Origin of the sequence: Dysgonomonas sp. Marseille-P4677 (assembly GCF_016652235.1) — a bacterium.
In the GTDB taxonomy this organism is placed as follows: Bacteria; Bacteroidota; Bacteroidia; order Bacteroidales; family Dysgonomonadaceae; genus Dysgonomonas.
Genome location: NZ_JAEPKU010000015.1, coordinates 37,831 through 51,428, shown reverse-complemented (window position 1 = coordinate 51,428; position 13,598 = coordinate 37,831). Strand labels below are relative to the sequence as shown.

The 13,598-nt window shown below is 36.2% G+C and carries 6 protein-coding genes; all 6 read left to right on the top strand.

Going from position 1 to position 13,598, the window contains the following annotated elements:
• Positions 1–204: 204 nt before the first annotated feature.
• The 6 genes from JGH11_RS05190 to JGH11_RS05165 all read left to right on the top strand — a co-directional run bounded on the left by JGH11_RS05190 (position 205) and on the right by JGH11_RS05165 (position 13,596).
• The gene (locus JGH11_RS05190) at positions 205–3,033 is read left to right on the top strand and encodes a triple tyrosine motif-containing protein (protein WP_201110508.1); all 2,829 of its coding nucleotides are present in this window, start codon (positions 205–207) and stop codon (positions 3,031–3,033) included.
• Positions 3,034–3,384: 351 nt separating this feature from the next.
• Positions 3,385–6,408: a TonB-dependent receptor gene (locus tag JGH11_RS05185; protein WP_236263867.1), complete on the top strand. Its 3,024-nt coding sequence runs from the start codon at positions 3,385–3,387 to the stop codon at positions 6,406–6,408.
• Between the two features lie 20 nt (positions 6,409–6,428).
• Complete coding sequence (locus JGH11_RS05180) at positions 6,429–7,961, top strand: RagB/SusD family nutrient uptake outer membrane protein (RefSeq protein WP_201110506.1); 1,533 nt, start codon at positions 6,429–6,431, stop codon at positions 7,959–7,961.
• 75 nt (positions 7,962–8,036) lie between these two features.
• On the top strand, positions 8,037–10,334 hold the full coding sequence (gene bglX / locus JGH11_RS05175) for a beta-glucosidase BglX (RefSeq protein ID WP_201110505.1): 2,298 nt from the start codon (positions 8,037–8,039) through the stop codon (positions 10,332–10,334).
• A gap of 78 nt (positions 10,335–10,412) precedes the next feature.
• On the top strand, positions 10,413–11,774 hold the full coding sequence (locus JGH11_RS05170) for a glucoamylase family protein (protein ID WP_201110504.1): 1,362 nt from the start codon (positions 10,413–10,415) through the stop codon (positions 11,772–11,774).
• A 61-nt stretch (positions 11,775–11,835) separates the two neighbouring features.
• Positions 11,836–13,596, top strand: a complete 1,761-nt coding sequence (locus JGH11_RS05165; RefSeq protein WP_201110503.1) for a family 43 glycosylhydrolase — start codon at positions 11,836–11,838, stop codon at positions 13,594–13,596.
• The last annotated feature ends 2 nt before the right edge of the window (positions 13,597–13,598 follow it).

Here is a 13,598-nt window from a genome sequence, read left to right as displayed (position 1 = left end):
GTCTAATATTTAATACAAAATTATGATATATTTTGGGATTTTAATGTAGATTGAAACTCTATCCATCTTTTACTTTTATGTAAGGATAAGTAAAAACTATTGTTGTTTCTAGATGTTAACATATTTTAGTTTGACATAGTTCTTTAATAAATGTACTATTTTTGAAAGTTTTATATATAATTACACAAGTAAAATAACTTTTTTATGAGAAAGTATCTGAGACAAATATTTTTTATCGTAGTTATATTTGTTGCAAAAGACATTTATCCCAATAAACCACATATTATTAATATATACCGAGAGAAATATCATGCCGATAATAAAAACTGGTCGATAGGTCAGGACGAACGTGGAACGATGTATTTTGGAAATGATGTTGGCTTGTTAGACTTTGACGGAGTAGAATGGAATCTGAATCGTCTTCCTAATTCATTAGTCCTTAGATCTCTGGCTGTTCTTTCTCACAAGACGATATTCACAGGAAGCTATGAAGAATTCGGGAGATGGGATAGAGCTATTTCCGGTAAACTCGTCTATACATCACTGAGTGATAGTTTAGATAAAGCTCTTTTCAAAAATGACGATTTCTGGAAAATATGGATTGCCGAAAATTGTGTTTATTTCCAGTCATTTTCTTCTATATATATGTATGACTATAAGACAGTGAAAAGGATACCGTCAGAGAAGGGTTTTCTCTTCCTAACGAAGGTGAGAGATGAATTTATTGTGCAACAAATGAGAGGAGCTTTATTTCGTCTAAAAGATCAGAAATTGTCAAAAATAGAAGGCAGTGATATTTTCAATGATACGGATGTCAGGGTTATATTGCCCTACCTTAGAGATAAATATCTGATAGGAACAACAACGAAGGGCATTTATTTATATGATGGAGTTCAATTTACAGAATGGAATCCGAGTCTTTCTGCCATAATGAATTCGAAGGAGTTGAATTGCGGTTTATTAAGTACAAAAGGAACATATTATTTAGGTACCATTCTGGATGGAATATATGAAGTAGATATTGAGGGGAAAATAATAGATCATATTTCTTCAAGAAATAATCTTCAAAATAATACAATACTTTCCCTGTCAGAGGATAATCTTGGTAATATCTGGGCTGCTTTGGACCGAGGGCTGGCATATATTCAGTATATAGAAAATATGAGTTGCTATACAGATCCCGGAGGAAGTACGGGTGCGGTATATTGTGCTGCTTTATGGGGTGATAGATTATTTGTAGGAACTAATCAAGGCGTATTTTATATTGATAAAGACGGTCTTAACAAGCCAAATGCTTTAGCTAATATGAAATTGATTGATGGTACTCAGGGACAAACATGGAATCTGAAAGTTGTTGACGATGTTTTATATTGTTCACATAATAGAGGCTTGAAAGAAATTCGTAAGAATCTGACGGTTGTTGATGTCGGGAAGGTTGGTATAGGTGTATATAATTTGTTCGAATCAAAAATAAAAGACAAAGATTATTTTATATTATCTACTTATCAATCAATACAGATATTAGATCCAAGAACAAAAGAGATATTAACTCCTGGGCAAATATCGGAACCTATAATAAATGCTCAGTTTGATCATTTGGGAAATCTTTGGCTTGAGCATTTTAATAGAGGTGTATATCGTTGCAAATTGGAAGAGGATTTATCAGGGTTTCGAACTTTCTCTTATTATGGAGGAAACAATAAAGATAGCTTACCTTATAAACTTAGAATATTCAAGGTCGGAGGGCGTATTATGCTTCTTGGTAACGACCAATTCTATACATATGATGATATTGGGAATAAAATAGTACCAAGTACTTTACTCAACAGGTGTTTCGAAAATATAAAGAATATCAAACAAATAATACCTATTGGAGAAGATGTCTTTTGGGCTTTAACAACAACTTCTATTTATAAATTCTCATTCGATGGTTACGACGCATCTATTCTCGAGAACTATAATTTGGGTATGAATTTATCTATGGTTAATGCTTATGAGAATGTAAGCATATTAAATAATTCAACTAGCCTTATTTGTCTCGATAATGGATTCCTTTTATATAATAATGGTACTGATAAAAGAGCAATAAATTTATATAAAGAGCTACCTACTCCATATTTGGAGTCGTTGCAAACTTCAAATATGGCAGGAAATACAGATTATGAAAATTTATTAGAGACGCCTCAGATTTCTTACGACTATAATACTTTACAGTTTAGTTTTTCTTCGAATAATGCCTTTGCCTCTAATCTGTCATTTCAGTATATGATAGAAAATGTAGATCTGGATTGGTCAATACCCCAAAGGATTAATAGTGTGTCTTATGCACGTTTGCCTTCCGGAGAATATACATTTATGGTACGCACAGTAGATCACTTAGGTAACTACTCGCCTTCTGTTTCATATAAGTTTGTAATATCTCCTCCTTGGTATTTCACTGTTTGGGCATATATATTGTATATAGTGTTGATTATTGTGATATTGTATGCTGTATGGATGCTGATATTGAGGCGATATAGAAATCTTCATCTACAGAAAATAAGATTGAGAGAAACAAAGCGATTAAGAACTTTAGCCGGAGAACTTCAGCAAGAAGTAGATCAGAAAAATGCGGAATTATTTACGCAAACATCTTTTATAATCCAGAAGAATGAGTTAATACTTAAGGTTAAAGATATTGTTGATGAATTTTATGCTAAAAATAAAATTAATTCTTTACTGCCATTGTATCAAAAAATAAATGCTTTGCTCAATAATAATATGAACTCTGAAGATGATTGGAAAATGTTCTTGATAAAGTTTGAGGAAAAGCATACAGGATTTTTCAAAAAAATGAAAGCTTTATATCCTCAGTTAACTAATAACGATCTTCGACTATGTGCCTGCCTTAAACTAAATTTGGAGACAAAAGAAATAGCATCATTAATGAATTTATCAGTAAGAGCAATTGAAAATAGTCGCTATCGTTTACGCAAAAAGTTAAATATTCAGCCTTCCCAGAATTTAAATGAGTTCTTTTTGAGTATAGATTGAGTATATATTATTTTGTTTATATACAATGTTTTAATTTTATTTGAGAGGTGATAATGAGGTAGTGGTACTGTTAAAAAACAAGGGCGTGTATTTAGGGTGTATTAACTTTTTAAAACACTTTTGTCACATTCTCTACATTTGAAAGAAAAATCTAGTATCACGATCCGATTAAAATACAATGGTAAGCTTAAGTTTATTTTTATAAATAAAGAATAACAATAAATATACCTTAACGATTCCAATAATTGCCATTTCGATTTCTATCCGTCGTCATAGTAGATTTTATTTGAGAGATGTGTTTAAATAAAAAGTAAAACTATGAAAATTAAACCTAAAAGAACATTTTTTACAATGGGAACAGGTTCTTTTCTTATGAAGGGATTCTTATTCCTTACGTGCTTTCTTCTAGCAAGTACTGTAAGTATTTATGCTCAAAACAAGACGATCTCAGGTAAAGTTACTGATGCCGTCAACGAACCGCTGATAGGCGTAAGTGTAAAGATACAGGGAACTACAGTCGGTACAGTCACCGATATTGATGGGGCTTATTCGCTATCAGCCAAATCGAGTGATGTTTTGGAGTTTTCCTATATAGGTATGAAAACTCAACTTATTACAGTTGGTACTCAAACTTCGATTAATGTGACATTGGAAGACGATGCCCAGCTACTTAGTGAAACAGTTGTTATTGGTTATGGTAGTGCAAAGAAGCGGGATCTAACAGGTTCTATTGTAAGTATAAAAGCGGATGAGATAGCAAACAAGCCTTCTGCTAACCCATTAGCTTCTCTACAAGGTAAGATCTCAGGTGTGCAGGTTATCAATACTGGTAGAGCTGGTCAAGATCCAGAGATTCGGATAAGGGGAACAAATTCAATAAATGGATTTACTCCATTATATGTTGTTGATGGATTGTTTAATGATAATATTAACTTCTTGAATCCATCAGACATTGAGTCTATGGAAATTTTAAAAGACCCTTCATCTTTGGCTATATTTGGGGTACGTGGGGCTAATGGTGTTATTATAGTAACAACTAAGAAAGCCAAAGAGGGACAGACTCTTGTTAATATTAATACTTCTTTTGGTTTTAAAGCTGTAGTTGATAAAATTAAATTAACTAATGCTGCCCAATTCAAAGAATTGTATAACGAACAATTAACGAATGAAGGTTCTTCCCCTTTCGATTTTTCTAATTGGAATGCAGATACAGATTGGCAAGATGAAATATTACAGAATGGTTTTATTACTAATAACAATATTAGTGTTACGGGTGCCGGTGAGAAAAGCCGATTCTATATGGGAGTAGGTTATTCTTCAGAGCAAGGTAATATTAAACATGAGGAATTTAGTAAAATTACAGTTAATCTAAGCAGCGATTACAACTTAACAAAAGATATTAAGATTGGATTCCAATTTAACGGAGCTCGGATTTTGCCACCGGACGCAAAAGATGTACTGGGTGCAATACGTGCGACACCTGTGGCTCCTATTTATAATGAAGAATATCAGTTGTATACAACGCTTCCTGATTTTCAAAAAGCGCAAATTAATAACCCGATGGTTGATGTAGAATTGAAGAAAAAAACTACAAGAGCAATTAACTATAGAGGTGGTGGTAATGTCTTTGGAGAAGTTAATTTTCTTAAAAACTTTAATTTCAGAGCAATGTTTTCGCTTGATTACAGATCTGATGATAGCCGAAATTACACTCCTATTATGAATGTATATGATCAAGGTATTACAACAGGAGAACCTATTCTTACATTAGGAACAAAGAAAACAGCTATATCTCAGACTAAATTGAATGAGACAAAGGTTCAAAGTGATTATCTATTAACATATACTAATAGCTTTGGAGGTCATAACGTTACGGCAACAGGAGGTTTTACAACTTATTATAACAGTTTGTCCAGTCTTACTGCTTCTCGAGGACAAGGAATGGGATTGCCGATTGCAAATAATCCAGACAAATGGTATGTAAGCATAGGTGATGCAGATGCCTCTACAAACGGTAGTGAGCAATGGGAACGTACTACACTTTCGGGATTATTAAGGGTTCTGTACAATTATAAGAATAAGTATTTGTTTAACGGTTCCTTCCGACGAGATGGTTCTTCTGCATTCTATTATACAGGTAATCAGTGGCAAAACTTTTACTCGGTAGGAGGTGGATGGGTAGTTTCCGAAGAGAAATTCATGGAAAATACTAAATCTTTTTTAGATTATTTAAAAATAAAAGGATCTTGGGGTACTTTAGGAAATCAAAATATGAGTATGGCCTACCCGGCAGAACCTATCTTAATAAATACATCTTCTGCTGTGTTTGGTGACAATATTATACCGGGATACTCTCTTAAATATTTACCAAATCCAAATTTGAGATGGGAAAAGGTAGAAGCATGGGAAGCTGGCTTGGAAGCATATACTCTAAAAAATAGACTACGTTTCGAAGGAGTTTATTATAAGAAAAATACAAAAGACCTATTAGCTACAGTTCCTGGTATTGCCGGTACTACTCCTGGTTTAGGAAACCTCGGGCAGATGGAGAATAAAGGGGTTGAACTATCTCTTTCTTGGACCGATAAATTAGGTGACTTTACTTATGGAGTGAGTGGTAACTTGACTACTATAAAAAATAAAGTTCTTTCATTAGTTCAGTCAGGTTATACTATTATTGATGGAGATAAGAGTGTATCTCATACTATAGCAGGGTATCCGATTGGATATTTCTATGGTTATAAGGTCGAAGGAGTTTATCAATCGTTGGACGATATTGCTAACTCTCCTGAAAACAAAGAATATAAAGTTACACCAGGAGACCTTAAATTTGTAGATGTTAATGGAGATGGAGTTATTACAACTGCTGACAGAACTATGATTGGTAATCCAACACCTGATTTTACATATGGTTTCTCGGTTAATCTAGGTTACAAAAACTTTGATTTATCAGTTGATATGATGGGGGTACAAGGAAATGAAATATATAGGACTTGGGACAATTACAACTGGTCTAAATTTAACTATTTGGCTGCTCGTGTAGACAGATGGCATGGAGAAGGCACTTCTAACTCAGAACCATTATTAAACACAAAACATACTGTAAATAATGAAAATTCTGAATATTACATTGAAGACGGAAGCTTCTTTAGAATAAGGAATGTACAGTTAGGATATACTTTTGATACAAGCATCTTACAAAAAATCAGAGCGAGAGCATTGAAAGTTTATGTAAATATTCAGAATCTAAAGACTTGGAAACATAATACGGGTTATACTCCGGAAATTGGAGGTTCTGCAACGGCATTTGGTATCGATAAAGGTACATATCCCATGCCTGCAGTATATACATTCGGTCTGAATCTTACATTTTAATTAAAAACGATATATAAATTATGAAACGAATAATTAATAAATATATATGTGGAGTGGTAATTGCAGCATCTGTTTTGACTTTTACAAGCTGTAATGATTTCTTGGACAGAAGTCCACAAGGAAGCCTCACTGAAAATGATTCTCCCGAAGGTGGAATGGAAGAGGGAAAAGTGTTTAGCATATATGCGCAAATGAGGAGCTATAATATTACAGCTGGTATCCCTGCATTTGCTATACATTGCTTTCGTTCTGAAGATTCAGAAAAAGGAAGCCAGGCTTCAGATGGAGCTGATCAGGCTGTTTTCTTTGATGATTTTAATTACACAAATAATAATGGTGTAGTAAGTGCATACTGGACTCACAATTATACTATCATTTATAATTGTAATACAGTAATAACTAGTATCGAAGAAAAAACGAATCCGGGAGAACTAGATCTTATCAACTTAGCGGAGGCTAAATTTTTTAGAGCTTATTGCTTCTTTAATTTGGTAAGAGCATTTGGTGATGTTCCAAAAATTGATTTTAGAGTCGATGACGCAGCGCAGGCTAATATTCCAAAATCATCGGCCTTGGAAATTTATCAGCTGATTGATGAAGATCTGACTATTGCTGAAAAATATTTACCGATAAGCTGGGAGTCTAAATACATTGGACGCCTTACTTGGGGAGCGGCAAGATCTTTGCATGCAAGGACATATATGATGCGAAACGATTGGGCTAATATGGCTTCCGCAGCTAAAGAGGTTATTAATTCCAAAGTATATAATCTGAATACACCTTATGATAAGGTATTCACCGATGAGGGTGAGAATTGTGGAGAGTCTATTTTTGAATTACAATGTACATCTACAGCTGGAAAACCAGCTGATCTCGCAATTGGTAGTCAATTCTGTGAAGTCCAAGGCGTGCGTGGTTCTGGTGAATGGAATTTAGGATGGGGTTGGCATATGGGGACTAAAGAAATGGGACTTGCTTTTGAGTCTGGAGACCCACGTAAAGATGCAACTCTTCTATATTTCAGAAAGCCGGGAGAAGAAAAAACTCCAGAGAATACAAATACTCCATATGGAGAGTCTCCAGAATCATCAGCAGATGGTGCTTATTTTAATAAGAAGGCATATACTAATCCTTCGAAGAGAAAGCAATATACTAATGGCGGTTTTTGGGTGAATATTCGTCTTATACGTTATACAGATGTTCTTCTGATGGCTGCAGAAGCTGAGAATGAACTCGGAAATACAACAGATGCTCTTAATTATCTAGAGCAAGTAAGAGCTCATGCGAGAGGTACTAATAGTTCTATTTTACCAAAGGTAATAACAACAGATCAGATAGAATTGAGAAAAGCAATTCAGCACGAAAGAAGGGTTGAATTAGGTCTGGAATTTGACCGTTTCTATGATTTAGTACGTTGGGGTATAGCGAAAGATGTATTACATGCTGCAGGTAAAACAAATTATCAGGATAAACATCGTTATCTTCCTATTCCTCAGGTAGAAATAGATAAATCGAATGGCGTTTTGATACAAAATCCAGATTATAATTCATAATTGTTTGGTATCACTATATTTTCATAGTAAGGGCTATCCAGGTAGCCCTTGCTAATTATTAAATTAGGTAAAAGGATGAAAAGGTTATTGATTGTAGCACTGAGCTTAGGTATCTTAAGCTTAAGTGCTCAAGTAAAAAGTTCGGTGTCGGAAGACCCTAAAATGGACAAGTTCATAAACGATTTAATGAAAAAGATGACCATTGAAGAAAAGATTGGTCAACTTAATTTGCCCAGTTCCGGAGATATTACAACCGGACAAGCAAAAAGTAGTAATATCGCCGATAAAATAAAAAAAGGACAAGTCGGAGGGTTATTCAACATAAAAGGCGTTGAGAAGATTAAAGATGTACAACGTGTAGCTGTAGAAGAAAGCCGTCTTAAAATACCTTTGATTTTCGGAATGGATGTAATCCATGGTTATGAAACAGTATTCCCAATCCCATTAGGGCTATCTTGTTCTTGGGATATGGCTGCAATTGAGCAATCAGCAAGAGTTGCAGCAGTAGAAGCCAGTGCCGATGGTATTTGCTGGACGTTCAGCCCAATGGTAGATATATCAAGAGATCCTCGTTGGGGACGTGTTTCGGAAGGTAATGGTGAAGATCCGTATCTGGGCGGACAAATCGCTAAGGCGATGGTTCGCGGTTATCAAGGTATAGGTGATAAAGCTTACTCTTCTAACAATCAGATTATGGCTTGTGTAAAACACTATGCACTTTATGGAGCAGGTGAAGCCGGTCGTGATTACAATACAGTAGATATGAGCCGTCAACGCATGTTTAATGAGTATATGTATCCTTATCAAGCTGCGGTAGAAGCAGGCGTTGGTAGTGCAATGGCTTCATTCAACGAAGTGGATGGAATTCCTGCTACTGCTAATAAATGGTTGATGACTGATGTTTTACGTAAGCAATGGGGGTTCAGCGGTTTTGTTGTGACCGATTATACAGGTATCAGTGAGATGATCGATCACGGTATCGGAAACTTACAGACTGTTTCTGCTCGTGCCCTGAAAGCCGGAATAGATATGGATATGGTGAGTGAAGGTTTCCTTACAACTCTAAAGAAATCATATGATGAAGGAAAAGTTACAGAAGCAGAGATAAATGCAGCATGTCGTCGTATTCTTGAAGCTAAATATAAATTAGGCTTATTTGCTGATCCGTACAAATATTGTGATGTCAATAGAGCTAAAAAAGAAATATATACAAACGAACATCGTGCTGTAGCCCGCAAAATAGCATCAGAAAGTTTTGTGTTGTTGAAAAATGCAAATAAAACATTACCTTTAAAGAAAGAAGGTACTATTGCCCTTGTCGGTCCTTTGGCAAACTCAGGATCTAATATGCCCGGAACTTGGAGCGTTGCGGTGAATTTAGATAAACCTAAATCTTTATTGGATGGATTAAAATCTGTAGCAGGTAATAGCGCAAGTATAGTATATGCGAAAGGAAGCAATCTAACTGCTGATCAGGCTTTAGAAGAAAGAGCCACTATGTTTGGCCGGTCTTTAGGTCGCGATGACCGTACAGAAGAGGACCTGAGAAATGAAGCTTTAGAGATAGCAAAGAATGCTGACGTTATTGTGGCGGCTTTAGGCGAATCTTCAGAATTCTCAGGCGAATCTAGTAGTCGTACCGGAATAGGGATTCCTGATGTGCAACAACGTCTGTTAAAAGAACTATTAAAAACAGGCAAACCTGTTGTTTTAGTTCTATTTACAGGGCGTCCTATGACTTTGACATGGGAGGACGAAAATGTTCCTGCTATTCTTAATGTATGGTTTGGTGGTAGCGAAGCTGCTGAAGCTATTGGAGATGTGTTGTTCGGAGATGTAAATCCAAGTGGAAAACTAACAACTACTTTTCCTCAGAATATAGGACAAGTTCCACTTTTCTATAATCATAAGAATACAGGCCGTCCGTTGGGCGAAGGTAAGTGGTTCGAAAAGTTCCGGAGTAATTATTTGGATGTATCTAACGAACCGCTTTATCCATTTGGTTATGGATTAAGTTACACAACATTTGACTACAGTGATGTAAAGCTTACCTCAACCACTATTGATGCCAATGGCGAGTTGACGGCTAGTGTGACTGTAACTAATAACGGTACTGTGGATGGATCTGAAGTTGTTCAACTTTATATCCGCGACTTAGTAGGCAGTGTAACCCGTCCGGTTAAAGAACTGAAAGGTTTTGATAAGGTATTTATTAAAGCCGGGGAGTCTAAGATTATAGACTTTAAAATTAATTCTGAAATGTTGAAGTTTTATAATTATGATCTTCAATATGTATTTGAACCAGGGGAATTCGAGGTTATGATTGGAGGAAATAGTCGAGATGTAAAATCAGCCCGATTCACGCTAAATTAAAAATAAATACTTTCTAAAAAAGAGGTTGTCTTATTTGAGAAAAAATGTACAATCTCTTTTTTATAAAAATAAGTATATATGAAAAAAATACAGACTTCTATTATATTATTTGCTTTACTGATTGGTATTGCAGGATGTAAAGACAAAGCTACCAGTAGTAAACAAACAGGAGAAACTGATCTGGTTGAGATATCAGATGATGCACTTCTCGATAGTGTGCAACGCAAAACGTTCTTGTATTTCTGGGATGGGGCAGAACCAACCAGTGGTATGGCTCGCGAACGTTTCCATGTAGATGGAGAATATCCTCAAAATGATAAGAACGTTGTCACCTCAGGTGGTAGTGGATTTGGCATAATGGCTCTGATTTCAGGGATCGAACGAGGGTATATCACTCGCGAGCAAGGATTGGATCGTATGACCCGTATTATAAACTTTCTGGAAAATGCAGATTCTTTTCATGGCGTTTATCCGCACTGGTGGTATGGTGAAACCGGAAAAGTAAGAGGCTTTAGCGATAAAGATAATGGAGGAGACCTGGTTGAAACTTCATTTCTTATGCAAGGATTGTTGGCTTTACACCAATACTATGTAGATGGGTCGGATGGGGAAAAAGCTTTAGCTCAGCGCATAGATAAATTATGGAAAGCTGTAGATTGGAATTGGCATCGTAACGGAAAGAATGTATTATACTGGCATTGGAGCCCTGAACATTCATGGGAAATGAATTTTGCCATTCGCGGATATAATGAATGTCTTATAACATATATTCTAGCTGCTTGTTCTCCTTCGCATGGTGTGCCTGCAGAAGTATATCATCAGGGGTGGGCCGAAGGAGGCGCTATGATTGCGCCGCACGAGATGGAAGGCTATAAGCTGAATATGCGTTATCAAAGCATAAGTGGCGCAGGTCCTTTGTTTTGGGCACATTACTCTTTCCTCGGACTTAATCCGAATGGACTGAAAGACAGATATGCAGATTATTTTGAGGAAATGAAGAACTATACGCTTATCAACAGAGCTTACTGTATTCGTAATCCGAAAGGTTATAAAGGGTATGGTGAAGATAGTTGGGGATTATCAGCAAGTTACTCAGTCAAAGGATATGCAGCTCACGAACCTAAGGAAGAAGGAGATCATGGTGTAATTTCACCTACAGCGGCATTATCCTCTATCGTTTATACACCTGAGGAATCAATGAAAGTGATAAGATACCTCTATAGTAAGGGTGATAAAATAATGGGGCCATATGGATTCTATGATGCTTATAGTGAAACCGATAATTGGTATCCACAGCGTTATTTGGCCATAGATCAAGGGCCAATTGCAGTGATGATCGAGAATTATCGTTCTCAATTATTATGGAAACTATTTATGAGTCATCCTGATGTACAAAGAGGGTTGAAAAAGCTAGGCTTTGAATCGCCTTCATTAAAATAAATACTTGAAGCTAAGGGGAAATTTTATAGTTTTCTCTTAGCTTTACGTTATAAATCATAACATGAAAAAACTAATATTACTCATATCGTTATTTGTCACAGTTATTCAGCTATCTGCACAGCAAAAAACATATTGTAATCCTGTAAACCTCGATTATGGTTACGGACCTATACCAAACTTTACTACATGGGGTAAACATCGCTCTACAGCTGATCCTGTAATTGTAAATTATAAAGGAGATTTTTATCTTTTTTCGACCAATCAAAACGGTTATTGGTGGAGTAGCGATATGTCTGACTGGCATTTTGTTTCTCGTCATTTCTTAACACAAGAAGCTATTGATGCCACACCCAACAAATGGGACGACCTTTGTGCTCCGGCTGCTTGGGTACAAGGAGATTCATTGTGTGTATTCGGGTCTACTTATTCGCGTATTTTCCCTATTTGGGTTAGTACCAACCCTAAAGGGAATGAGTGGAGTAAGGCGGTAGAGCATTTCGATATAGGAGGGTGGGATCCCGCTTTCTTTATCGATGACGACGAACGCCTGTATATGTATAACGGAAGCAGTAATGTATACCCGCTATATGGTATAGAATTAAACAGAACGACTTTTCAACCTATAGGAACACGTAAAGAACTTTTATTACTAGACGACCAGAAAATCGGATGGCACCGCTTTGGTGAGCACATGGATAATACATTTCTTAAGCCATTTATGGAAGGAGCTTGGATGACCAAACACAATGGAAAATATTATCTTCAGTGGGGTGGCCCGGGAACAGAATTTAGCCATTATGGAGACGGTGTAGCAATAAGTAATCATCCACTTGGAGAAGATAACCATTTTCAACATGTATCCTTGCCTTTCAGCATGAAAGCCGGAGGGTTTATTCGAGGGGCAGGACATGGTGCAACATTTCAGGATAATTGGAAGAATTATTGGCATACCTCGACAATGGTTATCAATGTCAAGAATAATTTTGAACGTCGTATCGGTATCTGGCCTGCGGGTTTTGATAAGGACGATGTGATGTATTGTAATACTGCGTTCGGTGATTATCCTCATTATTTGCCAACGGGGAAAGCGGATCATCTGAAAAATCAGTTTACAGGCTGGATGCTTCTAAATTATAATAAACCAGTACAAGTGTCTTCTACACTAGGTACTCATTATGCAAATAATTTGGTAAATGAGGATGTAAAAACGTATTGGAGTGCCAAAACAGCAGATAAAGGCGAATGGTTGATGACTGATCTGGGAGAACTATCTACTGTAAAGGCTGTTCAGATTAACTATGCCGACCAGGATGTTGAGTTTTTGGGAAAACAACACGGGATTTATCATCAATATATTATTTACTATTCGTTGGATGGTAAAAAATGGAATGTATTGATTGATAAGAGTAAAAATAAGAAAGATGTACCTCACGATTATGTAGAGCTTCAAAAGCCGGTGAAGGCACGTTATTTGAAAATGGAAAATATACATATGCCTACAGGCAAGTTCGCTATTTCGGGATTTAGGGTCTTTGGTTTGGGGGCAGGGCAAAAACCTGATGCGGTAGAAGTGTTTATGGCTTTACGTTCTGATGAAACAGACAGGCGTAATGCTTGGTTGAAATGGAAACCTGTTGAAAACGCATATGCTTATAATATCTATATAGGGCAAGAACCGGATAAGTTATACAATTGTGTAATGGTTTATGATGTAAATGAATACTATTATCCGGGTATGGATAGAACAAAGCCATATTATTTTGCGATAGAAGCAATAAATGAGAATGGGACTTCTACTTGGACAAGAGCTGAAGCCCTCTAAAA

Excerpts from the sequence above, each read along its gene's own strand:
- JGH11_RS05190 (WP_201110508.1), top strand. The coding sequence starts at position 205 with ATGAGAAAGTATCTGAGACAAATATTTTTTATCGTAGTTATATTTGTT.
- JGH11_RS05185 (WP_236263867.1), top strand. The coding sequence starts at position 3,385 with ATGGGAACAGGTTCTTTTCTTATGAAGGGATTCTTATTCCTTACGTGC.
- JGH11_RS05180 (WP_201110506.1), top strand. The coding sequence starts at position 6,429 with ATGAAACGAATAATTAATAAATATATATGTGGAGTGGTAATTGCAGCA.
- bglX (WP_201110505.1), top strand. The coding sequence starts at position 8,037 with ATGAAAAGGTTATTGATTGTAGCACTGAGCTTAGGTATCTTAAGCTTA.
- JGH11_RS05170 (WP_201110504.1), top strand. The coding sequence starts at position 10,413 with ATGAAAAAAATACAGACTTCTATTATATTATTTGCTTTACTGATTGGT.
- JGH11_RS05165 (WP_201110503.1), top strand. The coding sequence starts at position 11,836 with ATGAAAAAACTAATATTACTCATATCGTTATTTGTCACAGTTATTCAG.